Consider the following 25970-nt stretch of genomic DNA (forward strand, 5'->3'; position numbering starts at 1 on the left):
GGGGGCAGCGAATAGCTGGGATCTCCATTCGCGGCTCGCCATTCGCTACTCGCCTCTCGTCAATGGTCACCCGACCAGCGGTCCGACAGCGCCAACATCAGGGTCGACACCACGAAGGTCATGTGCACGCCGACCAGCCAGGCGAGCTTGGTCGAGTCGTAGCCGGCGTCGAGATTCATGAACGCCTTCAAGAGCTGGATCGCCGAGATCGCGACGATCGAGGCGAGCAGCTTCTGCTTCAGTCCGGCGAAGTCGACCTTGGTCATCCATTCCGGCCAGTCGGGATGGCCGCCGGGATCGATGCGCGAGACGAAGTTCTCATAGCCGGAGAACACCACGATCAGCACCAGGTTGCCGGTCAGGCAGACGTCGATCAGGCTGAGCACGCCTAGGATGATGTCGCTCTCCTTGGCGGTCGGCAGATGGACGATGTTCTCCCACAGCAGCAGCACGAACTTGAACAGCAGGACGACCAGGCTGACGACGAGGCCGACATAGAACGGCGCCATCAGCCAGCGGCTCTTGAACAGGAAGCCTTCGAGCCCGCGCTCGAGCGGACCCGGCGCGTGCCTGGCGGCGTCCGGCGTCGTCTTCTCGCTCATTGCGTTCCGCGCCTCACCCTGACGACGTCTCCGCTCAGGCCGCTTTCTTCTTGGCCGTGATCAGCTTGCGGTTGATCAGGACCTCCGCGATCTGGATCGCGTTCAGCGCCGCGCCCTTGCGCAGATTGTCGGACACGCACCAGAAGGCGAGGCCGTTCTCGACCGTGCCGTCCTCGCGGATGCGGCTGATATAGGTCGCGTCCTCGCCGGCCGCCTCATAGGGCGTCACGTAGCCGCCCGGCTCGTGCTTGTCGATGACGAGGCAGCCCGGCGCATTGCGCAGGATGTTGCGGGCCTCGTCCGCCGAGATCGGATTCTCGAACTCGACATTGACGGCTTCGGAGTGACCGACGAACACCGGCACGCGCACGCAGGTCGCGGTCAGCTTGATCTTCGGATCCAGGATCTTCTTGGTCTCCATCATCATCTTCCACTCTTCCTTGGTGAAGCCGTCTTCCATGAAGACGTCGATCTGCGGAATGACGTTGAAGGCGATGCGCTTAGGAAACTTCTTATTGACCAGCTCGTCGTTGGTGTAGACGGCCTTGGTCTGCGAGAACAATTCGTCCATCGCATCCTTGCCGGCGCCGGACACCGACTGATAGGTCGACACCACGACGCGCTTGATCTTGGCCTTGTCGTGCAGCGGCTTCAGCGCGACGACGAGCTGGGCGGTCGAGCAGTTCGGGTTGGCGATGATGTTCTTCTTGTTGAAGCCGGCGGCTGCGTCGGCATTCACCTCCGGCACGATCAGCGGCACGTCGGGATCCATGCGCCAAGCCGACGAGTTGTCGATCACGACAGCGCCGGCGGCGCCGATCTTGGGCGACCACTCCTTCGACACCGAACCGCCGGCCGACATCAGGCAGATGTCGACATCGGCAAAATCGTAGTGCTCGAGCGCTTTGACCTTCAACGTGCGGTCGCCATAGGACACCTCGACGCCGACGCTGCGGCGTGAGGCCAGCGCGACGACCTCGTCCGCCGGGAATTGCCGCTCGTCGAGAATATTGAGCATTTCCCGTCCGACATTGCCGGTCGCGCCGACCACTGCGACTTTGTAACCCATCGTTCACTCTCCGAAGAAATTTGGCCGGCCGCGCGTGTCAGCGGAAACCGAAGCGGCAGCGCTTCTATGCGAGAAACGTCCCTGACACAACGTTACCACGATGTCTCGCATCCGATGCAGTCCGATTCGGCCAGAACAGCCGCAGCGCCCCGATCCGCGTCCGTCCTGCAGGGGCTCCAGGGCTTCGCGGACGAGGTCTGCGGCACCTTTGCGCGCCTGTTCGCCTATGTGGGGGCTCTGGCGCTGATCGCCATGCTCGGGGTGGCCGGCTGGAATCATCTCGACGACGGCGACGCTTTGCCCGGCCGTGCCGGCTGGACCTTGGCCGACGCCGCAGTGCCGGCGTTCTCGCTTCGTCTCACCGACCAGCCCGACAGGACCGCCACCTACACCGTGCTCATCCACCCGGAAGGCGGCCGCAAGGACGTGTTGCGCTGGGGCGAACCCGCCGATCGCCCCGCTGCCGAGCTCGAGGTCTACCGGTTCGGACCGGAGCGCGATGCAAGGCGTGATCCCCGGGCCGATCTGGCGGCCCGGATGGGGCGCAACTCCGCCTCCGAGCTCGAGACCGCCGGCGTGATCGACAGCCGGTTCGGCCCCGTCAGTCTGGTTCGCCGGGCCGGGGCTCCCGAGGGCGCCGGAGCCTGCCTCGGCTTTCTCAAGACCATCGCCGAGCCGAGCTTGCGGATCTCCGGCTGGTCGTGCCAGGGCGTGACGATGCCGATGCGCCGCGCCATGGTCGGGTGCATGCTCAACCGGCTGACCCTGCTGGCGCCCGAGCAGCACCGGGCCCTGAGCCAGCTGTTCATGGGGTCCGATCAGCGGCGCGGCGGCTGCGACGAACCCGCCATCGCCACCGGCAGCGCTGATTGGGTGACGTCGACCGCCAATCCGAGGCTGCGCGGCGCCTTGTGAATGTCTGCCTGCGTCCGGATGTTGCTGGGCGTGACCGCATCCTATTCGACCCGTCAAACCCACGGGCAAGTGACGGATATTGATGCAACTTTCCCGCCACAGCAGGGATTTATCTTGCCCGTCGCCGCGGGAATGACCTTGTGATGCCACAGCCGACCCAGATATTGTGCGGGCCAAATCATGCGCATGGCGAGCGCCCGCCCCTTTTGGCGCGAGGAAGAGGACGTGATGATCGAATTTCCTGCTGCGACCCGGGTCATGGCCTTGGCGGTGATCGCCGCGACGGGCCTTGCCGTCACGTCTCTTGCCGCCACCTCGGCGGATGCCGCCACCACCAAGCGCCGCGTGACGACCACCTATAGCAGCGGCAATCCGAACTATTCCTACCAGTCCGGCCCGCGCACCCGCATCTACATCACCCGCCGCTCGTTCCTCGACGGCGGCACCGAGGTGCTCCCGGGCGACCGCAAGTTCTCGGATTACGCGTTCCCGCCGGCCGTCGGCTATCCGTCGTTCGCCCGCGAGAACCTGAACCGCCCGATCGACCGTCAGCCGCTGATGGCGCCGTCCGATCTCGGTGGCTATCCGACCCGGATTCCGATCCCCTACTGAGGGCGGCCGCATCGTCAGATCATCAAGGCCGGGCCCCGCCCGGCTTTTTGTTGTTTTGCCGCGCTGACGTTCCATCGCGTCGTCATCGATCATGAGCTGGTCACTGCTCGATTTCGAACGTGTGAGACGACCGTTCGGAGACATGGCTGACACATCGCTACACGCCGATGGAGGCCAGCCCGTTCCCACCCCTCAGTGTCACCCCGGCGAACGCCGGATCCATAACCACCGGCCGGCATGCCCCCCCGGTCTCATCGCTCCAGCGTGCCTCACACCCATGTCGGGGAGTCTGGGTCCCTGCGTTCACCGGGACGACACCGGAATTTTCGGCACGACTGGTCATCCTCGCACCCGCTTTCGCGTCCGAGTCTTTACTCGTCTGATCGCCCTCTCCTTGCAGAGGGCGCAGGGAAGGCCGGGCCTCGGCTGAGGCCCGTGGCCCCCGTGCGGAAAAAATGCACGGGGCAGGAACCACAGGTACAGCCGGATCGACCCGGCCTTCCCTGCGCGATGGTTTTCACGCTTACTCTACGCTCTCCCCGGTGTCCGGCCTGTTAGCCACCGTCGTCGTCGGGATCATCGCCCTTCCGACTTGGCGCCAGCATCGGGGCGCCAGGACCACGCAGCTTCACGTCCGCAAGAGCCTCGTTCGTCCGCATGTCCCTAGGACATGCTGCGAGCCCTCGCGGCCACCGCATTCCCGCCTCACGCCTCGTGACGATCGCGAAACGTCCCTCGCAAGCGAAGCGGGATGGAGGGAGAAGACCATGGATTCTGGAAAAACGAAAGTGGAATTCTTGGCGGAGGCCGACTGATCAAGCGGAGGAGATTGAAATCGCTGGCGAAATAAGTTCTTCGCCGCGGAGGGAATAGAGCCACGGGACGACCGGCAACCTCCGTCAATCGCCATCGATCGCACCCGAGAGCTGATCTGATTTGCCCGACGAGCAGTCGCGACAAGCAAGCGTGCGAGTTGGCTACTCCGTCATGCCCGGGCTTCTCCCAGGCATCCACGTCCTTCCCAGGATGCCTCGCGACGTGGATGGCCGGGACGAGCCCGGCCATGACGACGCGGAGATGGACCGCCGCAAACTCAGATCATCATATGCGATCGCCCGGCCCGACCTCGCACCGGTCTCAATCGTAAAGCACAGCCGCGATCTTCGGGTCGGTGATGTTGGACTTGTCGTACCAATAGAAGCCGGTGTCGGTGACCTTCGGCAGCTTCTCGCCCTTCAACGCCTTGACCGCTGACTCCACGGTGCAACTGCCGATGCCGATCGGGTTCTGGGTGATGGCGCCGGCCATCTCGCCCGACATGATCGCGGCCTTCTGCTGCTTGCCGGAATCGTAGCCGATCACGACGATCTTCTTCTTCATCTCCTTGACGCCGTTGAGCACGCCGATCGCCGAGCCCTCATTGGCGCCGAAGATGCCCTTGAGGTTCGGATTGGCCTGCAGGATCGACTTGGTGATCTCGGTCGATTTGAGCTGATCGCCGCCGCCATACTGCACGCTGACGATCTTGATGTTCGGATGCTTGTCCTTGATGCGCTTGAGGAAGCCGTCGCGACGGTCGATGCCGGTGCGGCTGGTCTGGTCGTGCACGACCACGGCGACGTCGCCGGCATCGCCGATCATGTCGGCCATCTTGTCAGCGGCGAGGCCCGCCGCGGCGAGGTTGTCGGTGGTGCAGGTGGTCAGCGGAATGTCGCTGTCGACGCCGGAGTCGAAGGCGATCACCGGGATCTTGGCGGCTTGCGCCTTCTTCAGGAGCGGAATGGCGGCCTTGGAATCGAGCGCGGCGAAGCCGATCGCCTGCGGCTTCTTGGCGAGCGCCGCGGAGAGCATGTCGATCTGCTTGTCGACCATGGCCTCGGTTTCCGGTCCTTCGAAGCTGATCTTGACGTTGGCGGCCTTCGCGGCCTGCTCGGCGCCGAGCTTCACCGCCTGCCAGAACTGGTGCTGGAAGCCCTTGGAGACGAGGGGGATGTAGACATCATCGGCACGCGCGCTCGCGGACACTCCCGCGACCATGAGGGCGCCGAGCGCGACGCCGAGGAGATGCTTGCTCAACATTGGTGCTTCCTCTGCTCTCTTCAGTGACCTTGTCGTTACAGTGATGATCGTGGTCGTCGCCGCTCGCTGTCGGCGGGCAGCGCAGTCTTCAGCGCGACGTCGGAGCGGTGCTGGTCGCTGGTCCTCCTTGAAGGGTCAGGCGCGGTTTCGACGGAGCATGTCGGCGTAAACAGCGAGAATGATGATGACCCCGGTGACGACGAATTGCCATTCCTGGGCCACCGAGAGGATGCGCAAGCCGTTGGTCAGAACGCTCATGATGAAGGCCCCGATGATGGTGCCGAGAATGGTGCCGGTGCCGCCGCTCAGCGACGTGCCGCCGATCACGACGGCAGCGATCGCATCGAGCTCATAGCCCTGGCCGAGCGCCGGCTGGGCGGAATTGATGCGCGACGCGATCAGCAGTCCCGCGACTCCGCAGATGGCGCCGCCGAGGCCGTAGATGATGATCTTCCAGCGGTCGACATTGACGCCGGAGAGCCGCACCGCCTCCTCGTTGCTGCCTATCGCGAAAGTGTAGCGGCCGAGCGCGGTGCGGTTGAGAACGACGGAGGCCAGCACCGCCATCACGAACAGGATCAGGGCTGCATTGGGAATCGGCAGCGCCGGCACGAGCGTGCCGAGCAGCGAGTCCTGCGAGATCATCGAGAAGTTCTCGGTGTTGGTGAAATAGATCGGCTTGCTGCCGGAGACGACCAGGGCCAGCCCCTTCAGCACCAGCATCATGCCGAGCGTCGCGATGAACGGCGGCACCTTCATCTTGGTGATGACCGTGCCCGACAGCGCGCCGCTGAGCGCGCCGGTCACGATCGCCGCGACGATGCCGGTCCACATCGGCAGCTCCCAATAGGTGAGGAACACGCCGGCCATCACCGCGCAGAAGGTCATCAGCGTGCCGACCGACAGATCGATGCCGGCGGTGATGATCACGAAGGTCGAGGCGATCGCCAGCACGCCGTTGACCGCGGTCGCCTGCAGGATGTTGATCATGTTGTCGGTCTGCATGAACGCCGGCGAGGCGAAGCTGAAATAGGCCAGCAGCAGCACGAGGCTCGCGAACGCCAGCAGCTTCTGCAGCGCTGCAGGCCCGAGCAGACGGCGCCGCAGCGCGGCCATCGCGCCGCTCGGCGCGAGGCCATCCTTGACCTGATCCTTGACCAATGCGGGGTCGCTCATGCCGTCAGCCTGCCTTCATGGTTTCGCGCTGGGTGGCCAGATGCATGATCCGCTCCTGCGTGGCCTCGTCCGGCGACAATTCGCCGGTGATGCGGCCCTCGCACATCACGACGATGCGATCGCTCATCCTGATCACCTCGGGAAGCTCCGAGGAAATCATGACGATCGCCTTGCCCTGGTCGGCCAGCGCGCGCAGCAGGCGGTAGATCTCGTTCTTGGCGCCGATGTCGATGCCGCGCGTCGGCTCGTCGAAGAACAGGATGTCGCAATCGCGATCGAGCCATTTGGCGATCACGATCTTCTGCTGGTTGCCGCCGGATAGCAGGCGAACCTGCTGCGACGCCGAAGGCGTGCGGATGTTCAGCATCCGGATGAAGCGGCCGGCGGTGTCGCGGATCGCGCGCTTCCTGAGCATGAACTTCATTGCAAGGTAGTTCGCGAGGTTCGACATCACGACGTTGGACTCGACGTCCATGCCGGTGGCGAGGCCGAAGCGCTTGCGGTCCTCGGAGAGATAGCCGATGCCGTGGGCGACCGCATGCGCCGGCGAGCGGATCGTCACCTTGCGATTGTCGACGAGAATATCCCCGGACGGAACGGCGTCGGCGCCGAAGATCGCGCGCGCGACCTCGGTGCGGCCGGCCCCCATCAGGCCGGCAAAGCCGAGGATCTCGCCCTTGCGCAGGGTGAAGCTGACGTCGCGGACCAGCGGCCCGCAGTTGAGCCCGCGCACCTCCAGCGCGATCGCGCCGACGGGCTGCGTGCCCGCGACGCGGGCGTCGCCCAAGGTGCGGCCCACCATCATGCCGATGATGGTCTCGATCGTGGTGGTCTCGGCCGGCACCGTCGCGACATACTCGCCGTCGCGCAGCACGGTGACGCGATCGGCGATCTGCTTCAGCTCGTCCATCTTGTGGGAGATGTAGACGATGCCGACGCCGCGTGCCTTCAAGGCGCGGATCATCTTGAACAGCTCGGCGATCTCGCGATCGTTCAGCGCGGCGGTCGGCTCGTCCATGATCAGGACGCGCGAGTTGAAGGACAGCGCCTTGGCGATCTCCACCATCTGCTGCCTGGCCACCGTCAGCCCGCCGACTGTCGTGCGCGGGTCGATCGACAGATTGAGCTGGGCAAGCAGCTCGGCCGCCTGCCGGTTGAGCCTGTCCTCATCGAGCAGCAGCCCGAACGCCTTCATCGGCTCGCGCCCGATGAAGATGTTCTGCGCCACCGTGAGGTGGTTCATCAGTTGCAGCTCCTGATGAATGATGCCGATGCCGGCGGCCTGCGCCTCGCGCGGTCCTGGAAAATCGACGCTGGCGCCGTCGTAGATGATCTCGCCGGAGTCCTTGCGGTAGACGCCGGCGAGGATCTTCATCAGGGTCGACTTGCCGGCGCCGTTCTCGCCCATCACGGCATGGACCTCGCCGGCGCGCAGCTCGAACCTGACATTGTGCAGCGCCCGGACGCCGGGGAAGCTCTTGCACAGCCCGTGAACGGAGATGAGCGGCGCAGTCATGCGTCAGCGTTTGTGGTGAGGGAGGTTGCGTACAATCGCCACGGGGCGGTGGTCGCGACATTGGCGACGACACCATGCACGGCGAGCGACATATCGCATCGCAAGCGCGATCACATTCATCCTCCCCAGCCTTCGCACGCATCATGTCGAACGCGTGCGAGCCCGCGTCCATTCAATGGCGCGGCGTTGGGGTCAGGCTATTCATCCGGGGATGAAAGTCTATAGGTAAAATCGACAGGCCTTGCGATGCGCCTGCAGGACGCGACCGCGGAATAGCGACGACGCGCCCGGTGGCGCGATCGAACACGTCGTGCGTTGAATTTGCGCTATCTCGACAACGACGGTGAGCCCCCCCTCCCCCTTGCGGGGAGGGGTCGGGGGTGGGGGTCCCCGGGCGATACTTGATGTGATGAGTTCGGGTCGAGACGTGCAACGACGAAAAGTAATCGTCTGGGCAGGTGAGACGGTGCCTCAAGCGGGGCTCACTGGGTGTGGACCCCCACCCCCGACCCCTCCCCGCAAGGGGGAGGGGAGTGCACCTTCGGCGCGGCGGAACCTCGGCTCCGACTACGCCGTGAGCTTCTCCAGCTCCTTGATGATCGCCTCACCCATCTGCGCGGTCGAGGCCGGGGTCGAGCCTTCGGCCTTGATGTCGGCGGTGCGCAGGCCCGAGGCGAGCACGGCGGCGATGGCGGCGTCGAGCTTGTCGGCGAGCGCGCCCATGTCGAAGGAGTAGCGCAGCGCCATGCCGAACGACGTCAGCATCGCGATCGGGTTGGCGAGACCCTTGCCGGCAATGTCCGGCGCCGAGCCGTGCACCGGCTCGTACAGCGCGCGGCGCTTGTGGGTCTTGGCGTCGACCTCGCCGAGCGAAGCCGACGGCAGCATGCCGAGCGATCCCGTCAGCATCGCCGCGATGTCCGAGAGCATGTCGCCGAACAGGTTGTCGGTGACGATGACGTCGAACATCTTCGGATACTTGACCAGATTCATGCCGCCGGAATCGGCGAGCTGGTGCTCGAGCGTGACGTCCTTGTATTCGCGATTGTGGACCGCGGTGACGACCTCGTTCCAGAGCACGCCCGACTTCATGACGTTGCGCTTCTCCATCGACGTCACCTTGTTGCGGCGCTTGCGCGCGAGGTCGAAGGCGACGCGGGCGATGCGCTCGATCTCATAGGTGTCGTAGACCTGGGTATCGACGGCGCGCTTCTGGCCATTGCCGAGATCGGTGATGGTCTTGGGCTCGCCGAAATACACGCCGCCGGTGAGCTCGCGCACGATCATGATGTCGAGGCCCTCGACGATCTCGCGCTTCAGGCTGGAGGCATCGGCGAGCGCCGGATAGCACACGGCCGGACGCAGATTGGCGAACAGACCGAGATCCTTGCGCAGGCGCAGCAGGCCCGCCTCGGGGCGGACCTCGTAGGGAACGCCGTCCCACTTCGGACCGCCGACGGCGCCGAAGATGATGGCATCCGCCGCCTTGGCCTTGTCCATGTCGGCTTCCGAGATCGACGCGCCGTGGGCGTCATAGGCGGCGCCGCCGACCAGACCCTCCTCGGTCTCGAACGAGGCCAGCCCCTTGGCGTTGAGCCAGCCGATCAGCCGCTTCACCTCGGCCATCACTTCAGGGCCGATGCCGTCGCCGGGCAGCAAAAGGAGCTTCTGGGTCGCCATGGTCGTTGTCCTCACGGGGCTTGTCATGCCGGGGCCTGAGCCCGGACATCCGTCATCTTTTGGTTGGATTGCCGGCTCGCCCCGATGGGTCGGGGACAGCAGCCCGGCAATGACGAGAGTTGCAAAATCGGCGGAGTGCTAAAGCGCTCCTGCGCGGTTGGCAAGCCACCATTGCCGCCGCCCGCCTTCTGTCGCGCCGGGCAAGGCTGTACTGTGCTCGAAACTGGCGGCCGAGCAGCATGATTTGCCGGATATGCGCCACGCCGGAGCATGTCTTGCCGATCTCCCGTTCCGATCCGCCGCCGGCCCACCCGGCGCTGACCAACCTCACGCTGTCGCTCGGTCCCATCATCGGTCTCGGCATCGGCCGCTTCGCCTATGCGCTGGTGCTGCCGGACATGCGCGACACGCTGCACTGGTCGTATTCGGCGGCGGGTTTCATGAACACGGTGAACGCCGCCGGCTATCTGATCGGGGCGTTGATCGCCGCGCAGACGGCCCGGCGGTTCGGCGGGCTGACCGCGGTGCGCGGCGGCACGCTGGCGGCTTTGGTCTCTCTCGTCGTCTGCGCCATGACGGGCGACTTCATTGCGCTCAGCCTGGCGCGGCTCGTGACCGGCATCGGCGCCGGCGTGGCGCTGGTGGCCGGCGGCGCGGTGGCGGCGCGGGTCGCCTTGGCGCGGCCGGCGCAGGCGAGCTTCGTGCTGAGCCTGTTCTATGCCGGGCCGCCGCTCGGCATCGTCATCTCAGGCCTGATCGCGCCGTTCGTGCTGCAGGCGTTCGGGCCCGGCTCATGGTGGATCGTGTGGGCGGTGCTCGCAGGCGCCGGCGCAATGCTGATCGTGCCGCTGCTGCTGATGCGGCTTCCAGCGAACGCCGCCATGCCGGAGACGCGCGCGGACCGCGTCTCGCTGCGGCCGATGGCGATCTATCTGTTCGGCTACTTCCTCTATGGCGCGGGCTACATCGCCTATCTTACCTTCATGATTGCCTATGTCCGCGACCTCGGCGGCGGCGCCGCGGCGCAATCCGGCTTCTGGTGCCTCATTGGCCTCGCCGGCTTCACCACGCCCTGGGTGTGGCGGCGCGTGCTGGCGCTCGATCGCGGCGGCTGGCCCACCGCCCTCATCCTCACCATCAACGCGATCGGCGCCGCCCTGCCCTCGCTCAGCCATTCGCCCGTCATGCTGACCTTGTCGGCCGCAGTGTTCGGCATCGCGTTCTCGACGGTCACGACCGCGACGACGGCCTTCGTGCGCTTCAACCTGCCGCAAGCCGCTTGGCCGCGCGCGATCGCGGCGCTGACCATCTCGTTCGGCGTCGGCCAGACGTTGGGTCCGTTCGCGGTCGGCGCGATCACCGATGCGATGGGGAGCCTGACCTATGCGTTGAATGTGTCGGCGGCGCTGTTGCTGTTGGGCGCGGCAATGGCGGCGCTGCAGGGTAAGTTGAAGCGCGCCGATCGAGCCTGATCGACGGTGTCGTCCCTGCGAACGCAGGGACCCCTACCGCGGACGCTATCGAGGGATCTGGCTGGTAGTTGCCTGCCTCATCACGGCCGGTGGTTATGGGTCCCTGCGTTCGCAGGGACGACAGCGGAGATTGCGGCCGCCATCCGGGCTCGATTGGCGGGAGATCAGCTCCCGCTGAACGAATTGTACCCCTGGTCCTCCCAGTAGCCGCCCTTGTAGTCGTTGGTGACTTCCATCGCGACGACGTATTTGGGGTTCTTGAAGCCGAGCTTGGTGGGCACGCGGATCTTCATCGGGTAGCCGTAGGCGCGCGGCAGGATCTGGTCGGCGAACTTGAAGGTCATCTGGGTCTGCGGATGCAGCGCGGTGCGCATGTCCAGAGGCGAGTTGTAGCCGTCCTTGTCGGCGCAGTTGAACCAGACATATTTCGCACTGATATCCGCGCCGATCAGCTTGAGGAAGTCGCGCAGCGGCGTGCCGGTCCAGGAGCCGATCGCGCTCCAGCCCTCGACGCAGATGTGGCGCGTGATCTGCGTCACCTGGGGCAGCGCGTGTAGCTCGTCGAGCGTCCACGACTTCTTGTTGTCGACGAGGCCGCGCACCTCGAGCTTCCAGTCGGCGGCGTCGATCTCCGGCGCCTCGTCGAGCGTGTAGTAGGCATTGAACGGGAACGGCTTGGTGATCGCGCTCTCCGGGAAGGTCGGCGCCAGCGCATCCGGATTGAACATCCAGGCCTGCACCGCGTCGTTGAACTTCGAGACCTTCTTGAGCAGCTCCTCGGCGGTGTCGCCGTCGACGACGTCGCAGCCGGCGAGCAAGGTCAGCGCGCCGAGGCTGGCGCCGCCGGTGATGAAGCGGCGCCGCGTGAGATCGGGCATCACCTTCAGCGAGTCCTTGATCAGGAGCCGCTTGTCGACGCCGGGGATGAGGAACGGACGTTTCGCCATGGTTGTCTCTCCTCTCAGCGGCCGATGATCATCGCGCGCAGGCTCTTCGGCACCAACAGCGCGAGCAGGATGTGGATCACCAGGAAGGCGCAGATCAGCGCCATGCAGACGAAATGGACGTAGCGCGCCGCCGGATAGTCGCCGAACAGGCTCACCAGCCAGTGCAGCTGCACCGGCTTCCACATCGACAGGCCCGTGAGCACGACGACGATGCCGACGCAGATGATGCCGAGATAGAGCAGCTTCTGCACCGCGTTGTAGACGGTGAGGTCGTCATGGGCGAGCTTGAAGGTCAGCGCGGCCTTGAGGTCGGCGACGACGGACGCCGGCGAAATCGGCAACAGCTTGCGGCGGAACCGGCCGGTGGCCAGACCGGTGACGAGATAGGCGAGGCCGTTCAGCATCAGCAGCCACATCGCCGCGAAATGCCACAGCAGCGCGCCGCCGAGCCAGCCGCCGAGCGTGAAGCTGCGGTCGAAGCGGAAGTCGAACAGCGGCGAGGCATTGTAGATCTGCCAGCCCGACATGATCATCATGATCATCGCGACGGCGTTGATCCAATGCATGACGCGCACCCAGGCCGGCTGAACGACCTTGGTCGCGACTCCGGTTACAGGTCCCCCGGTCGCCGCGAGGGTGGAGGGGGCGCTGGTGGTGGCGCTCGTCATGGCGGTCGGCTCCGTCGCTTGCATTCGTCACGCCAATTATACGCCGGCTCGGCGGGCTCCGTTACACCGCGGCGCCGATCAAAACGATACGCAGAAACTATCGCGTTCACAAAAAAGCGAGCCGGGGGGTGGCCCGGCTCGCTCCTGGTCACATCCGCGAGGAGGAGGAGGAAGAAACGGATGTGTCCGGTGTCGCGCCGGGCCTCAGGACGCCGGCATCAGCACGGTGTCGACCACGTGGATGACGCCGTTCGACTGGTTGACGTTCGGGATCGTCACCATCGAGGTGCCGCCCTTGGCGTCAACGATCATGACATTCTTGCCCTCGCGCTTGACGGTGAGCTGCTCGCCCTCGACCGTCTTCAGCATCTGGCCGTCCTTCAGGTCGGACGCCTCGAGCTTGCCGGGCACGACGTGATAGGTGAGGATCTTGGTCAGCGTCGCCTTGTTCTCCGGTTTGACGAGGCTGTCGACGGTGCCGGCCGGCAGCTTGCCGAACGCGGTATTGGTCGGCGCGAACACCGTGAACGGACCCTTGCCTTCCAGCGTCGGCACGAGGCCGGCGGCCTTCACCGCGGCGACCAGCGTCGTATGATCCTTCGAGTTGACCGCGTTCTGCACGATGTTCTTGGACGGATACATCGCCGCGCCTCCGACCATCACGGTCTTCTCCTCGGCGCTGGCGGGCGCGACAAAGGTCGAGGTCAGCGACAGCGCGCTGAAGGCGGCGGCAGCGAGAAAGGCAATGCGCTTGGACATGGGTAGCTCCCTATGAAAGGCGGCGGCAGAGCCGCGTGATGAGTTCGACTGCGACACCGATGCTGATCTTGAGCGGATGCGCTCTTGCATCGTGTCAGGCCGAGCTACGCCGCGTTCGGAAGCGAGTTTCGGCGCATAATTTAACGTGATCCGTGAAACCTGCGGCGATCGAGATCGTCTCGCCGACTCATTGAACGAGATCCGCGCCGCAATGTCGCAGCCTGCTGCGAACTGATCAGCTCTCTGTCGGTCATTGGCCGACGCCGATGACCGATCATCGTCGCCATTAACTACAATGCGAGCCGAGCTCGGCCGAACCTGCCGAAAACATTGCGAGTAAGACTTTCTTAAGGTTGATTGGTCGGCACGGCGCCGGCTGCGGGAAGGGGATGTCCTGCACTGTCCGGCGCGATCGGCGGGGGTTTCCTACAGTGAACAGAACGATCTGGATTGCGGGGTTCTGCCTCGTGATAATCTGCTGCTTGCTTGCAACGAAGATGGTGCTTGCCGCGGTATCGCCCGGCGACATCGCGGGCGAAGCGACGTCGTCGCTGATCCGCGAGCCCATTCCCGGCGTTGATACGTTGAACGAGTCCGATCGCAGTTTCGAAACACCGCCGCTCGATCTCAACGAAGGCGCACGGCTGCCGCTGCTCTCGCGGGCCGTGCGCGCGGAGGGACGTGGTGCGTCGGCTGCCCACCGCGCCAAGCCGGCCAGCAAGTCGACCGTGCTGCGGCCGGCCAAGCGCGAGGCCGCGCCGGTGAAGAGCGCGGCGGCGCCGTGCCGGCAGCTCGATCCGATCGCCCGCTTCCTTGCGTCGGCGAAGATCGGGCCGCGCTGCCAGGCTTGATGAATTGCGGCGTCAGGCCGAGACCGCCGTCACCACCTGCGCCAGCAATTGCTCGCGCCGCGTCTGCGAGCGCTGGCCCTTCATGGTGGCGGCGAAGCGTTCGAGGATGCCGTCCTCGAACGCCGTAACGATGGTGTCGTGCACGTAGCTCTTGCGGCAGATCGCCGGCGTGTTGGTGAGCTCGTCGGCGGCGGCGCGGATCGCTTCCAGGATCTGCTTCTTGCGGCCGCGCGCGCTCGCCGCCGGCGTGATCCTCGACAAGGTCTCCAGCGCCACGGCCGAGGCCATCAGCGTGCGGAAATCCTTCAGTGAGATCTTGATGCCGGCGATCTCACGCAGGAAGGCGTTGACCTGTGTGGTCGAGACCGCGCGCACCACGCCCTGGGCGTCGCGGTATTGGAACATGCGACGGCCGGGCACGCCGCGCAAAATGCCGACGGCCCGCACCAGCTTGGCGGCGTCGCATTCCTTGCGCACGGCCTTGCCGCCCTTGGCCTTGAAGGTCAGCACCAGGGAGTCATCCTCGAGCGTGACGTTCGACTTCAACAGTGTGGTGGCGCCGCGCGTGCCGTTCAGCCGGGCATAGGACTCGTTGCCGGGGCGAATGGCCGTGCGCGCGATCAGCTCGATGACAGCAGCGAGCGCGAACTCGCGCGTCGGCTGGTCGCCGGCGAGATGTTTCGACACCGCGCGACGGATGCGCGGCAGCGCGCCGACCAGCTTGGCGAGGCGATGCGCCTTGCGATGCTCGCGCACCTTCTCCCAGTCGGCGTGATAGCGGTATTGCAGCCGGCCGGCGGCATCGACGCCAACCGCCTGCAGATGCAGGTTCGGATCGGGGGCGTAGCGCACCTCGCGATAGGCCGGCGGCACCGCCATCGCATGCAGGCGGCGGATGGTGCCGGCGTGGCGGATCGGGGTGCCGTTGGCGCGGATGAAGGTATAGCTCTTGCCCCGCCTGATGCGGCGGATGGTCAGCGCGGTCTGGTCGCCGAGCTTCAGCCCGATGCGCTTGGCGAGCTCCTCGACCGAGGTCTTGGCATTGCCTTGCGCGTCGGCGGTCTTGGCGTGGGCCAGATCCTTCAAGCTCAGCTTGCGGCGCGGCGGCTTGGGCGGCCACTGGCCCAGCGCTTTCGCGAGCGCGACCTCGGGATCGGCCGGGCCGACCCGCGGGCTCTCGAAATTCTGCTGGTCCATCATTGCTTTAGACGCCCTGCCGTCGTTTTCATCCGCTCAATGCCCCGGAGTCCGGTTTGGTTCCGGCCGGGTTATCCACAGCTTCAAGGCGATTTAGGGCGTGACGGGCCGGATAGCGAGTCCCAAATTTTGGGCAAAGCGGTTTCAAAATACCGGTACCCGCCCCGATTCCGGGTAACCTTGATGCTGCAGACTGTAGCGATCTCCGAGGCGCGGCCGGCGCACGCAACCTCCGCGCACAATTCTTTGATCCTGCTCAGACCGCCTCCCCGCCGAAGGTCCTACTTGTCTTGCCTTGTCGCCGCCGGTTACGCGGACGCATAGTGGGAACAACGATGGCCTGCGCGGGATCGACGGCAGGCCGCATGTGGAGGGTGTGAAATGTCCGAGAAGATCTACGACGTTCCGGCCGAGTGGGCGAAACGCGCCTTTGTCGACGACGCGAAGTACCAGGAGATGTACGCGCGCTCGATCAAGGACCCCAACGGCTTCTGGGCCGAGCAGGCCAGGCGCGTCGATTGGGTCAAGGCGCCGACGAGAATCGAGAACGTCTCCTACGCACCCGGCAACATCTCGATCAAATGGTTCGAGGACGGCGTCCTCAACGCCGCCTATAACTGCATCGACCGCCATCTCGCCACCCGCGGCGACCAGACCGCGATCATCTGGGAAGGCGACGACCCCTCGCAGTCGAAGCACATCACCTATCGCGAGCTGCACGACGAGGTGTGCAGGATGGCCAACATCCTGCGCAACCGCAACGTCAAGAAGGGCGACCGCGTCACCATCTATCTGCCGATGATCCCGGAGGCCGCCTATGCGATGCTGGCCTGCGCCCGCATCGGCGCCATCCACTCGGTGGTGTTCGCCGGCTTCTCGCCGGACTCGCTCGCCCAGCGCATCAAGGACTGCGATTCCAAGATCATCATCACCGCCGACGAGGGCCTGCGCGGCGGCCGCAAGGTGCCGCTCAAGGCCAATGTCGACGCAGCGCTGAACAAGGTCGACAATGTCGACTGGGTCGTCGTGGTCAAGCGCACCGGCGGCAAGATCGAGATGAATCCGAGCCGCGACCTCTGGTACCACGAGGCCGCCGAGATGGTGACCACCGAATGCCCGTGCGAGCCGATGAATGCGGAGGATCCGCTGTTCATCCTCTACACCTCGGGCTCGACCGGCCAGCCCAAGGGCGTGCTGCACACCACCGGCGGCTATCTCGTCTACGCCGCGATGACGCATCAATACGTGTTCGACTATCACGAGGGCGACGTCTACTGGTGCACCGCCGACGTCGGCTGGGTCACCGGTCACAGCTACATCCTCTATGGGCCGCTGGCCAATGGCGCCGTCACGCTGATGTTCGAAGGCGTGCCGAACTATCCGGACAATTCGCGGTTCTGGAACGTCATCGACAAGCACAAGGTCAACATCTTCTACACCGCGCCGACCGCGATCCGCGCCCTGATGCAGGGCGGCGACGGACCGGTGAAGAAGACCTCGCGCGCGTCTCTGCGCCTGCTCGGCTCGGTCGGCGAGCCGATCAATCCGGAAGCCTGGGAGTGGTATCACCGCGTCGTCGGCGACGACCGCTGCCCGATCGTCGACACCTGGTGGCAGACCGAGACCGGCGGCATCCTGATCACGCCGCTGCCGGGCGCGACCCGGCTGAAGCCGGGCTCGGCGACGCGGCCGTTCTTCGGCGTCGTGCCCGAGATCGTCGATGCCGACGGCAAGACGCTGGAGGGCGCGACCGAGGGCAATCTCTGCCTCACCCGCTCCTGGCCGGGCCAGATGCGCACGGTGTATGGCGACCATGCCCGGTTCGAGATGACCTACTTCTCGACCTACAAGGGCAAGTACTTCACCGGCGACGGCTGTCGCCGCGACGCCGACGGCTATTACTGGATCACCGGCCGCGTCGACGACGTCATCAACGTCTCCGGCCACCGCATGGGAACGGCCGAGGTGGAAAGCGCGCTGGTTGCCCATCCCAAGGTGTCGGAAGCCGCCGTGGTCGGCTATCCCCACGACATCAAGGGCCAAGGCATCTACGCCTATGTCACCCTGATGGCCGGCGAGCAGCCGACCGAGGAGCTGCGCAAGGAGCTCGTCGCCTGGGTGCGCAAGGAGATCGGCCCGATCGCCTCGCCCGACCAGATCCAGTTCGCCCCCGGCCTGCCCAAGACCCGCTCCGGCAAGATCATGCGCCGCATCCTGCGCAAGATCGCCGAGGACGAGCCGGGCGCGCTGGGCGACACCTCGACCCTTGCCGATCCCGGCGTGGTCGATGATCTCGTCCAGCACCGGCAGAACCGCAAGGAGAAGCAGGCGTAAGCACGCCGTGCCCCGCGGGCGCCAAGCGCGTTCGCCGCAATCGTCAAGTCTCATCGCACTCCCGCGGCTGATTCCGCGGGAGTGTTGTTTTCAGGTCATTTACTCGCAGACGGAGTTTTCCTTTCCTCATGCGATCTGCGTGCTCCCGGCCGGGAGCAGGCGCCGCGGAACCGGCTGAGGGGATGACCATGCGGACTGGGGCGGTCAGGCTGACAATGAAGGCGGCGATGCTGGCCGCGTCGGTGATCGGAACCATGGTCACGACGGCCGGCTCTGCGTCGGCCCGTCCCGAGTTGGTCGCCGTCGGCGGCGACTTTTCGCCGGGCACCATCGTCGTGAGGACCGGCGAGCGGAAACTCTATCTCGTGCTCGATGGCAGCCACGCCTTGCGCTACACGGTCGGCGTCGGCAAGGCCGGCCGGCAATGGGCCGGCACCACCAAGATCGACGGCAAGTACAAGAATCCGGCCTGGGCTCCGCCCGCCGACGTCAAGCGCGACAAGCCGGAGCTGCCGGACGTCATTCCCGGCGGCTCGCCGCGCAATCCGATGGGCGTTGCCGCCTTGACGCTCGCCGGCGGCGAATATGCGATCCACGGCACCAACGTGCCGAATTCGGTGGGCGGCTATGTCTCGTATGGCTGCATCCGCATGCTCAACCCGGATATCACCGACCTCTACGAGCGCGTGTCGATCGGCACGACGGTGGTGGTCACGCGCTGAGTCACCGTTGCGATACGGGAGTGCGGCGAACGCGGGACCGGCAAGCCCGGCGCCGAACAACGCAAGCCGCGCGCCGAGATCCCGTCAGAAGTCCGAGATGATTCCCTTTTTCTCCCAGTCGCCGTAACGGGTCGGCTCCGGCCCTTTCGGCCCCTGCAACTCCGTCGGCATCGGCTTCGTCTGTTGTGCTGCCAGTCGGCGGCGTTCCTCAGCCTCGGCCAGCGCGCGCTGCGCGGCCGGCGTCAGCGGCTTGCGCGGCGCCTCATTGCTGGCGACCACGGCCAAAGCGGCCTTGCCCTTCGGCTCACTCCTGGGCTCATTCTCGGGCTCGTTGCTCATCGTACCATTCCACCATTGAACCGGTTCGTTCCCGACCTCATCAGATCGTGTGCCCACCCATGAAAAAACAGGGCTAATAAAAGCAGAGCCGATTCTTACATTTGGCATATTCCGGTGACAGAGGACCCGCAAGCTGATGGCATGCACCCGATGGTCGCGGAACTGCCTTTCTTCTTTCGCGAGTAATTCCCAGGCATGCCTCCGCCGCGTTTTGCGACCCCTTCCGAAGTCCCAGGCCTGGCGGCACGGCGCATCGCCGCCGACGTGGTCGACGGCGTGCTGCACAAGCATCGCACCCTCGACGATCAGCTCGACGGGACCGGCGCACATCCCGGACTGAAGCATCTGGCCGACCGCGACCGCGCGCTGATGCGGCGGCTGGTCGCCACCACCTTGCGGCGGCTTGGAACGCTCGGTCACGTGCTGTCGCGGCTGCTGGATCGCGGCGTGCCGACCGACGCGCCGCGGGCGCAGAGCGCGCTGCTGATCGGCGCCGCCCAGATCCTCTGGATGGACGTTCCTGACCACGCCGCCGTCGACCTCTCCGTCCGCCTGGTGCAGGCCGACCGCCGCGCAGCGAAATATGCCGGGCTCGTCAACGCGGTGCTGCGGCGCTGCGCGCGCGAGGGCGCAACCCTGCTCGACGATGCCACCGGTCAGCCGCTCGACATCGCGCCCTGGCTGCTCAAGCGCTGGATCGATCATTATGGCGAAGCGACCGCCAGGGACATCGCCGCGGCGCTCGGCCAGGAGCCGTCGCTCGACCTCACGGTGAAGTCGGACCCGGCGCAATGGGCGTCGCGGCTGCATGGTGAGGTGCTGTCGACCGGCACCGTGCGCACCGTGCTGCATGGTTCGGTGACGGTGCTGCCGGGCTTCGCCGAGGGACAATGGTGGGTGCAGGACGCCGCCGCCGCCTTGCCTGCGCGCCTGCTCGGCGACATCAGCGGCAAGGCCGTCGCCGACCTCTGCGCGGCGCCAGGCGGCAAGACGGCTCAGCTCGCCCATGCCGGCGCCCGCGTCACCGCGGTCGACCGGTCGCCGGCCCGGATGAACCGGCTGAAGGACAACATGACCCGGCTGCAGCTGACCGCCGAGACGGTCGTGGCCGACGCCGCCGAATGGCAGCCCGCCGACAGCGGCGGCTTCGACGGCCTGCTGCTCGATGCGCCCTGCACCTCGACCGGCACGATTCGGCGTCATCCCGACGTCGGCTGGTTGCGCAGCGAGGCCGACATCGCCGCGTTGTCGGGCTTGCAGGCGCGGCTGTTGACCAGGGCGGGCAGCCTGATCAAGCCGGGCGGAACCCTGGTCTACTGCACCTGTTCGCTGGAGCCCGAGGAGGGCGAGCAGGTGGTCGAGCGCGTGCTGGCCGAAACCACCGAGCTGCGCCGCGTCCCCGTCAACGCCGGCGAGGTGGCAGGACTGGCCGAGCTGGTCACCCCGGCCGGCGACCTGCGCACGCTGCCCTGCCATTTGCCGCACCAGGACCCCCGGCTTGGCGGTCTCGATGGTTTTTATGCGGCGAGACTGGAGCGGCGGCCGTGAGCGTGTCATCGTGCGCCGTGCGCCGGCCCTGCGTCGGTCGGGCTTTAAGGGCGTCGGCGTTGCGTTAGTCCGTTAAATCCTGATTTTGCACCAGATTCTGGTCCCGCGATGGTGCTGCACCGGGGCCAAAAATGGTGTATCGGCGGCAGTTGCGATCTATGAAGGATGCGCAACCGAATCCCCCTCTGAATCCAAGGCTTGGCGTGTCCGCCGCTCAACGCAGACGCATATCGACGCTGGTGATGGGCCGCTTTGCGCGCAGCCTGATGTCCAACGTCAGCGGTGTATCGGTATCCGTGTCCGGGTTGTGGCCCGGTCGCGCCGACCGACTCATCATTGCGCCGCATGACCTGCGCACGTCGGACGCGACGCGGGCGGCCGAGATCTACGCCGGCCGCTTCGTCTTCGCCGGCAAGATCGTGACCTGCCATGGCCGCTCGATCTTCGACCTGGAGCCGCCGTCCGAGGACTGGGAGGTGGCCCTGCTCGGCTTCGGCTGGCTGCGACATCTGCGCGCAGCCGACACCGCGCTGACCCGCGCCAATGCCCGTGCTCTGGTCGACGACTGGATCACCAACCAGATCGGCCGCCATCCGCTGAGCCGGCGCGCCGACGTGCTGGCGCGGCGGGTGATCTCGCTGCTGTCGCAGGCGCCGCTGGTGCTGGCCGATTCCGACGGCAAGTTCTACCGCCGCTATCTGCGCGGGCTGACCCGCGAGATCCGCTATCTGCGCTATTCGACGATCGACATCCCGGATGGCGCGCCGCGGCTGCAGGTGCTGATCGCACTGTGTTACGCCTCGCTGTGCCTCGCCAACCAGGCCAAGCACATCCGCAGCGCGACCCGGAAACTCTCCGACGAATTGCAGCGGCAGATCCTGCCCGATGGCGGCCACGTCTCGCGCAATCCGGGCGCGCTGATCGAATTGCTGATCGACCTGCTGCCGCTGCGGCAGACGTTTGCGGCCCGCAACATCGCCCCGCCGCCGGCGCTGCTCAACGCCATCGACCGCATGATGCCGATGCTGCGCTTCTTCCGCCACGGCGACGGCAACATGGCGCTGTTCAATGGCATGGGCGGCACCCCTTCCGACCTGCTGGCGACCCTGCTCGCCTACGACGACACCCACGGCACGCCGATGGCGAGCATGCCGCATTCCGGTTTCCAGCGGCTCGATGCCGGACCGATGACGTTGATCGTCGATACCGGTCCGCCGCCGCCACCGCATCTGAGCCATGAGGCCCATGCCGGCTGCCTCGCCTTCGAGATGTCCTCCGGACCGTGCCGCATCGTGATCAATTGCGGCATGCCGTCGACCGGTCGCGATAATTGGCGCGCCTTCGCGCGCAGCACGGTGGCGCATTCGACGCTGACCTACCACAACACCTCGTCCTGCACCTTCGTCGAGATGTCGGCGATGAAGCGCCTGCTGCACGGCGCGCCGATCGTATCGGGTCCGACGCGGGTCGAGAATTTCCGCGAGATCGTGCCCGACGGCACCGTGCTGTCGACCTCGCACAACGGCTACGCGGCGAAATTCGGCCTGATCCATCGTCGCGTGCTGGTGGCGGCGGAGGACGGCTCGCGGCTCGACGGCGAGGACACCGTGACGCCGGCGCAGGGCGCGCGGCTCCGCGGCGGCGGATCGGACTACGCGCTGCGCTTCCACCTGCACCCGGCCGTCAAGGCCAGCCGGCTCAGCGACGGCCGCGGCGCCATGCTGGTGCTGCCCAATCGCGAGGTCTGGACGTTCGAGACGTTCGACGATCGAGTCGACCTCGAGGACAGCGTGTTTCTCGCCGGCAATGACGGTCCGCGCCGCACCACGCAACTGGTGATCCGGCAGGACGCGCAGCAGGCCCCGTCGATCCGCTGGAGCTTCGTCCGCTCGTCGACGTCCCCGACCGAGACCAACGGGCGCCGCAACGGGCGGAGAGAGCCTGAGCTGCCGCTGTAACACCCTGGCTCTCGCTTCTCAGATCATCTCACATCACCGTCCGTCGAGACGTCCGCCTTCGGCGGGCCCTCGGAACGCGGCCGACGTTCGGGCGGCTCATCGTGAGACGTGCGGCCAAGATGATCGTTCGATCGGCCACCCGTTGTCGCGGGCGGCAAAAGCTGATATGAGGCCCGCTCTCGCGCGACTGGCGACTTTGGATGGAGCACCATCGGGGAGCGCGGGATTTGACGCCGTGCGCCTGGGCATTTTGAACTCCTGCACAAGGACTCTGCCCATGACCAATCAGCTTCGTCGCGTTCACCGTGCCCTGCTTTCCGTATCCGACAAGACCGGCCTGGTCGACTTCGCCCGCTCGCTCGCCGCGCGCGGCATCGAGCTGATCTCGACCGGCGGCACCGCCAAGGCGATTGCCGATGCCGGCCTCAAGGTGAAGGACGTCTCCGACCTCACCGGCTTTCCCGAGATGATGGACGGCCGCGTCAAGACGCTGCATCCGAAGGTGCATGGCGGACTGCTCGCGATCCGCGGCAATGATGAGCATGCCGAGGCGATGAAGACCCACGGCATCGCGCCGATCGATCTGCTCGTCGTCAATCTCTACCCGTTCGAGGCCACGGTCGAACGCGGCGCCCCGTTCAACGACTGCATCGAGAACATCGACATCGGCGGCCCGGCGATGATCCGCGCGGCGTCGAAGAACCACGAGGACGTCGCCGTCGTCGTCGACGTCAACGACTATCACGCCGTGCTGGACGACCTGGCGCGGCATGAGGGTTCGACCACGCTGCTGCTGCGCCGCCGGCTTGCCGCCAAGGCCTATGCGCGCACCGCCGCCTATGATGCCGCGATCTCCAACTGGTTCGCCGCCACCATCCAGAACGACGCGCCCGATTACCGCGCCTTCGGTGGCAAGCTGATCCAGTCGCTGCGCTATGGCGAGAACCCGCACCAGCACGCAGCGTTCTACGCGCTGCCCGGCCGCCGTCCCGGCGTCGCCACCGCTCGCCAGCTGCAAGGCAAGGAGCTGTCCTACAACAACATCAACGACACCGACGCGGCCTATGAGTGCATCGCCGAGTTCGACCCGGCGCGCACCGCCGCCTGTGTCATCGTCAAGCACGCCAATCCCTGCGGTGTCGCCGAAGGGCCCGATCTCGTCACCGCCTACCAGAAGGCGCTGGCCTGTGACTCGACCTCGGCGTTCGGCGGGATCATCGCGATGAACCGCAAGCTCGATGCCGCCACGGCGCACGCGATCACCGGCATCTTCACCGAGGTGATCATCGCGCCCGACGCGACCGAGGAGGCGATCGCGGTGATCGCAGCGCGCAAGAACCTGCGGCTGCTGCTCGCCGGCGCCCTGCCCGATCCGCGCGAAGCCGGCCTCACCGCCAAGACCGTGGCCGGCGGCCTGCTGGTGCAGAGCCGCGACAATGCTGTCGTCGATGACATGGAGCTGAAGGTGGTGACCAAGCGCGCCCCCACCGAAGCCGAGCTGCGCGACCTGCGCTTCGCCTTCCGCGTCGCCAAGCATGTCAAGTCGAACACCATCGTCTACGCCAAGGAGTCGGCGACAGTCGGCATCGGCGCGGGACAGATGAGCCGGGTCGATTCGGCGCGCATCGCCGCGCGCAAGGCGCTGGATGCAGCCAGCGCGCTCAAGCTCGCCGAGCCGCTGACCAAGGGATCGGTGGTCGCCTCCGACGCGTTCTTTCCGTTCGCCGACGGCATGCTCGCCTGCATCGAGGCCGGCGCCACCGCCGTGATCCAGCCGGGCGGATCGGTGCGCGACGACGAGGTCATCAAGGCCGCCGACGAGCACGGCATCGCCATGGTGCTGACCGGCGTCCGGCACTTCCGGCACTGATTGCGCCCACAATCTCCGCCGTCATTCCGGGATGCGCCGCAAGGCGCAGGCCCGGAATCCATAACCACGATCGTGAGTATGGATTCCGGGCTCGCCCTGCGGGCGCCCCGGAATGACGGCGGAGCAAGTTTCAGGCGCCCTGCCCCGCACGACCACCTGAATTCACCCGCGCCAGCAACAGCAATCCCGCCGCAAAGAACGGCACCAGCACGGCCATGCCCGCCTTCTGGCTCGCGGTGGCCGCGGTGATGATGCCGATCAGCAGCGGGCCGATGAACGACGTCACCTTGCCGGTGAGCGCGAACAGGCCGAAATACTGCGCGACGCGCTCCTTGGGCACCATGCGGATCAGCAGCGAGCGCGAGGCCGCCTGCAGCGGCGCGCCGCAGGCGCCGATGACGCAGCCGAGCAAGAGATAGGCGCGCTCCGGCAGCGAAGCGAACAGCGGGCCGCCCGGCACGGCCGGCGTAACCGAAATGAACAGAACCGAATCACGGCTCACCATGAGAATCGCGATGATCGCGAGCAGCAGCAGCGTCATGCTGCCGGCGATCACGCGCTTCGGCCCGAGAAAGTCATCCAGCTTGCCGCCGAGCCAGCCGCCGAACGTGCCGGCGGCGGCGAGGATGATGCCGAAGGTGCCGATCTGGATCGTGTTCCAGCCGAACGTGCCGGCGGCATAGATGCCGCCGAAAGCGAACAGCGACACCAGCCCATCGGTGTAGATCATGTTGGCGAGGAGAAAGAGCGCAACGTCGCGCTGCTGCGGCAGGCTGCGCAGCGTCTGCTTCAGTTGACCAAGCCCCTCGCCCACGGCCGCGCGCAGCCGGTGCCGCGCCGGAAAGTCCGGTGTGAACAGGAACATCGGCAATACGAACACGATGAACCAGAGCCCGGTGAGCGGACCGGAGATGCGGTCGCCTTCATGGCTCACGGGATCGAGCCCGAACAGCGGCTTGAATCCAAACAGCGTGCGGCCGCTGTCGGGATTGGCGGCGAGAAAGCCGAGCACGATGACGAGCGAGAGGATGCCGCCGACATAGCCGGTGGCCCATCCGGTGCCGGACAGCCGGCCGATGCGTTCCGGCGGCACCAGGGTCGGCATCATCGCGTTGTTGAACACGGTGGCGAACTCGACCCCGATGGTGGCGATCACATAGGCCGCGAGCAGCGGCGGGATCAGCTCGGGCGCGCCGGGACGCCCGATCCACATCAGCGAGGCGCCGATCACCAGCATCGCGCCGAACGCCGCGATCCACGGCTTGCGGCGCCCGGTGGCATCGGCGATGGCGCCGAACACCGGTGACAGCAGCGCGATGACGATGCCGGCCGCGGCGGTCGCAAAGCCCCACAGCGCCTGGCCGCTCGCCGCGTCCGGCGCGACATGCGCAGCGAAATAGGGCGCGAAGACGAAGGTCGTGATCAGCGTGAAATAGGGCTGCGCCGCCCAATCGAAGAAGATCCAGCTGACGACGGCCGCGCGCCCGGGATAGATTCGGCCGTCGGCAGGGCCAGAGGTCTCGATCGTGATGACGGCCATTCGAAAATCCTCTGCAATCACCGCGTCGCATCTCGCGACGATCACGGCGTTGCGTTTTACGCCGGCGACGCGGCCCTATAACATCTGACGATCCCAGGCGGATGTCAGCAACGGCA

General features: G+C 66.1%; 21 protein-coding genes and 1 riboswitch. Of the genes, 9 read left to right on the plus strand and 12 right to left on the minus strand.

The annotated features are described in order from the left end of the window. Positions 1-59 precede the first annotated feature (59 nt). Positions 60-602, minus strand: coding sequence for a TIGR00645 family protein (locus QX094_RS11440; RefSeq protein WP_315715886.1), 543 nt, complete (start codon positions 600-602; stop codon positions 60-62). Between the two features lie 34 nt (positions 603-636). Further along, positions 637-1671, minus strand: coding sequence for an aspartate-semialdehyde dehydrogenase (locus tag QX094_RS11445; protein WP_316173406.1), 1035 nt, complete (start codon positions 1669-1671; stop codon positions 637-639). Positions 1672-1785: 114 nt separating this feature from the next. Between QX094_RS11445 and QX094_RS11450 the strand changes: the two genes are divergently transcribed. Together QX094_RS11450 and QX094_RS11455 are read left to right on the plus strand one after the other, a co-directional pair. Continuing rightward, positions 1786-2586 (plus strand): hypothetical protein, encoded by an 801-nt coding sequence (locus tag QX094_RS11450; protein WP_316187929.1) that lies wholly within the window; start codon positions 1786-1788, stop codon positions 2584-2586. 228 nt (positions 2587-2814) lie between these two features. Beyond that, positions 2815-3198, plus strand: a complete 384-nt coding sequence (locus QX094_RS11455) for a hypothetical protein (protein WP_315715883.1) — start codon at positions 2815-2817, stop codon at positions 3196-3198. 1137 nt (positions 3199-4335) lie between these two features. Here the strand turns inward: QX094_RS11455 and QX094_RS11460 are convergent. The 4 genes from QX094_RS11460 to leuB all read right to left on the minus strand — a co-directional run bounded on the left by QX094_RS11460 (position 4336) and on the right by leuB (position 9649). Continuing rightward, on the minus strand, positions 4336-5277 hold the full coding sequence (locus QX094_RS11460) for an ABC transporter substrate-binding protein (RefSeq protein ID WP_316169954.1): 942 nt from the start codon (positions 5275-5277) through the stop codon (positions 4336-4338). 135 nt (positions 5278-5412) lie between these two features. Continuing rightward, positions 5413-6453: an ABC transporter permease gene (locus tag QX094_RS11465; protein WP_315825755.1), complete on the minus strand. Its 1041-nt coding sequence runs from the start codon at positions 6451-6453 to the stop codon at positions 5413-5415. Positions 6454-6457: 4 nt separating this feature from the next. Beyond that, on the minus strand, positions 6458-7969 hold the full coding sequence (locus tag QX094_RS11470; RefSeq protein ID WP_316187930.1) for a sugar ABC transporter ATP-binding protein: 1512 nt from the start codon (positions 7967-7969) through the stop codon (positions 6458-6460). A gap of 567 nt (positions 7970-8536) precedes the next feature. Next, positions 8537-9649: a 3-isopropylmalate dehydrogenase gene (leuB, locus tag QX094_RS11475; RefSeq protein ID WP_316169956.1), complete on the minus strand. Its 1113-nt coding sequence runs from the start codon at positions 9647-9649 to the stop codon at positions 8537-8539. Between the two features lie 275 nt (positions 9650-9924). Here leuB and QX094_RS11480 point away from each other — a divergent pair, with 275 nt between their 5' ends. Then, complete coding sequence (locus QX094_RS11480; protein WP_315825753.1) at positions 9925-11121, plus strand: YbfB/YjiJ family MFS transporter; 1197 nt, start codon at positions 9925-9927, stop codon at positions 11119-11121. 164 nt (positions 11122-11285) lie between these two features. Here the strand turns inward: QX094_RS11480 and QX094_RS11485 are convergent, their stop codons facing one another. From QX094_RS11485 to QX094_RS11495, 3 genes are all read right to left on the minus strand, one after another. Next, positions 11286-12068, minus strand: coding sequence for a molybdopterin-dependent oxidoreductase (locus QX094_RS11485; protein WP_316187931.1), 783 nt, complete (start codon positions 12066-12068; stop codon positions 11286-11288). 14 nt (positions 12069-12082) lie between these two features. Next, entirely contained in the window at positions 12083-12736 is a 654-nt protein-coding gene (locus tag QX094_RS11490; RefSeq protein ID WP_316187932.1) for a cytochrome b/b6 domain-containing protein, read from the minus strand. A 204-nt stretch (positions 12737-12940) separates the two neighbouring features. Then, a complete protein-coding gene (locus tag QX094_RS11495) occupies positions 12941-13495 on the minus strand; it encodes a fasciclin domain-containing protein (protein ID WP_315715875.1) in 555 nt (184 codons plus the stop codon). Between the two features lie 482 nt (positions 13496-13977). On the opposite strand from QX094_RS11495, the gene QX094_RS11500 reads away from it, so the two are divergent. After that, entirely contained in the window at positions 13978-14346 is a 369-nt protein-coding gene (locus tag QX094_RS11500; RefSeq protein WP_316173410.1) for a hypothetical protein, read from the plus strand. A gap of 12 nt (positions 14347-14358) precedes the next feature. Here QX094_RS11500 and QX094_RS11505 read toward each other — a convergent pair whose 3' ends face one another. Continuing rightward, complete coding sequence (locus QX094_RS11505) at positions 14359-15546, minus strand: DNA topoisomerase IB (RefSeq protein ID WP_315750595.1); 1188 nt, start codon at positions 15544-15546, stop codon at positions 14359-14361. A gap of 378 nt (positions 15547-15924) precedes the next feature. Here QX094_RS11505 and acs point away from each other — a divergent pair, with 378 nt between their 5' ends. Both acs and QX094_RS11515 read left to right on the plus strand, forming a co-directional pair. Further along, positions 15925-17877, plus strand: coding sequence for an acetate--CoA ligase (acs, locus tag QX094_RS11510; protein WP_316173411.1), 1953 nt, complete (start codon positions 15925-15927; stop codon positions 17875-17877). Between the two features lie 227 nt (positions 17878-18104). Further along, positions 18105-18599 carry a L,D-transpeptidase gene (locus QX094_RS11515; RefSeq protein WP_409977911.1) on the plus strand — a complete coding sequence of 165 codons (495 nt, stop codon included), beginning with the start codon at positions 18105-18107 and terminating at the stop codon, positions 18597-18599. Between the two features lie 84 nt (positions 18600-18683). On the opposite strand, the gene QX094_RS11520 is transcribed toward QX094_RS11515, so the two are convergent. Further along, positions 18684-18938, minus strand: a complete 255-nt coding sequence (locus tag QX094_RS11520; RefSeq protein ID WP_409977908.1) for a DUF1674 domain-containing protein — start codon at positions 18936-18938, stop codon at positions 18684-18686. 195 nt (positions 18939-19133) lie between these two features. Here QX094_RS11520 and QX094_RS11525 point away from each other — a divergent pair, with 195 nt between their 5' ends. The 3 genes from QX094_RS11525 (at position 19134) to purH (ending at position 24314) form a co-directional block, all read left to right on the plus strand. Further along, positions 19134-20486: an RsmB/NOP family class I SAM-dependent RNA methyltransferase gene (locus QX094_RS11525; RefSeq protein WP_315715871.1), complete on the plus strand. Its 1353-nt coding sequence runs from the start codon at positions 19134-19136 to the stop codon at positions 20484-20486. A gap of 242 nt (positions 20487-20728) precedes the next feature. Then, the gene (locus QX094_RS11530; RefSeq protein WP_316173412.1) at positions 20729-22444 is read left to right on the plus strand and encodes a heparinase II/III family protein; all 1716 of its coding nucleotides are present in this window, start codon (positions 20729-20731) and stop codon (positions 22442-22444) included. 173 nt (positions 22445-22617) lie between these two features. Next, positions 22618-22698, plus strand: a riboswitch (ZMP/ZTP riboswitch). Between the two features lie 23 nt (positions 22699-22721). Beyond that, positions 22722-24314, plus strand: coding sequence for a bifunctional phosphoribosylaminoimidazolecarboxamide formyltransferase/IMP cyclohydrolase (gene purH, locus QX094_RS11535; RefSeq protein ID WP_315715869.1), 1593 nt, complete (start codon positions 22722-22724; stop codon positions 24312-24314). A gap of 130 nt (positions 24315-24444) precedes the next feature. On the opposite strand, the gene QX094_RS11540 is transcribed toward purH, so the two are convergent. Further along, a complete protein-coding gene (locus QX094_RS11540; protein ID WP_315750588.1) occupies positions 24445-25854 on the minus strand; it encodes an MFS transporter in 1410 nt (469 codons plus the stop codon). Positions 25855-25970 lie beyond the last annotated feature (116 nt).

The organism is Bradyrhizobium sp. SZCCHNS1050 (assembly GCF_032484785.1).
Taxonomy (GTDB): Bacteria; Pseudomonadota; Alphaproteobacteria; order Rhizobiales; family Xanthobacteraceae; genus Bradyrhizobium.

Bases quoted from the DNA above. Each gene is read 5' to 3' on its own strand.
- QX094_RS11455 (WP_315715883.1), top strand. From the start codon at position 2,815: ATGATCGAATTTCCTGCTGCGACCCGGGTCATGGCCTTGGCGGTGATC.
- QX094_RS11495 (WP_315715875.1), bottom strand. From the start codon at position 13,495: ATGTCCAAGCGCATTGCCTTTCTCGCTGCCGCCGCCTTCAGCGCGCTG.
- QX094_RS11490 (WP_316187932.1), bottom strand. From the start codon at position 12,736: ATGACGAGCGCCACCACCAGCGCCCCCTCCACCCTCGCGGCGACCGGG.
- QX094_RS11470 (WP_316187930.1), bottom strand. From the start codon at position 7,969: ATGACTGCGCCGCTCATCTCCGTTCACGGGCTGTGCAAGAGCTTCCCC.
- QX094_RS11525 (WP_315715871.1), top strand. From the start codon at position 19,134: ATGCCTCCGCCGCGTTTTGCGACCCCTTCCGAAGTCCCAGGCCTGGCG.
- acs (WP_316173411.1), top strand. From the start codon at position 15,925: ATGTCCGAGAAGATCTACGACGTTCCGGCCGAGTGGGCGAAACGCGCC.
- QX094_RS11440 (WP_315715886.1), bottom strand. From the start codon at position 602: ATGAGCGAGAAGACGACGCCGGACGCCGCCAGGCACGCGCCGGGTCCG.
- QX094_RS11485 (WP_316187931.1), bottom strand. From the start codon at position 12,068: ATGGCGAAACGTCCGTTCCTCATCCCCGGCGTCGACAAGCGGCTCCTG.
- QX094_RS11450 (WP_316187929.1), top strand. From the start codon at position 1,786: ATGCAGTCCGATTCGGCCAGAACAGCCGCAGCGCCCCGATCCGCGTCC.
- QX094_RS11540 (WP_315750588.1), bottom strand. From the start codon at position 25,854: ATGGCCGTCATCACGATCGAGACCTCTGGCCCTGCCGACGGCCGAATC.
- QX094_RS11505 (WP_315750595.1), bottom strand. From the start codon at position 15,546: ATGATGGACCAGCAGAATTTCGAGAGCCCGCGGGTCGGCCCGGCCGAT.
- QX094_RS11515 (WP_409977911.1), top strand. From the start codon at position 18,105: ATGCTGGCCGCGTCGGTGATCGGAACCATGGTCACGACGGCCGGCTCT.
- QX094_RS11520 (WP_409977908.1), bottom strand. From the start codon at position 18,938: ATGAGCAACGAGCCCGAGAATGAGCCCAGGAGTGAGCCGAAGGGCAAG.
- purH (WP_315715869.1), top strand. From the start codon at position 22,722: ATGACCAATCAGCTTCGTCGCGTTCACCGTGCCCTGCTTTCCGTATCC.
- leuB (WP_316169956.1), bottom strand. From the start codon at position 9,649: ATGGCGACCCAGAAGCTCCTTTTGCTGCCCGGCGACGGCATCGGCCCT.
- QX094_RS11445 (WP_316173406.1), bottom strand. From the start codon at position 1,671: ATGGGTTACAAAGTCGCAGTGGTCGGCGCGACCGGCAATGTCGGACGG.
- QX094_RS11530 (WP_316173412.1), top strand. From the start codon at position 20,729: ATGGGCCGCTTTGCGCGCAGCCTGATGTCCAACGTCAGCGGTGTATCG.
- QX094_RS11465 (WP_315825755.1), bottom strand. From the start codon at position 6,453: ATGAGCGACCCCGCATTGGTCAAGGATCAGGTCAAGGATGGCCTCGCG.
- QX094_RS11460 (WP_316169954.1), bottom strand. From the start codon at position 5,277: ATGTTGAGCAAGCATCTCCTCGGCGTCGCGCTCGGCGCCCTCATGGTC.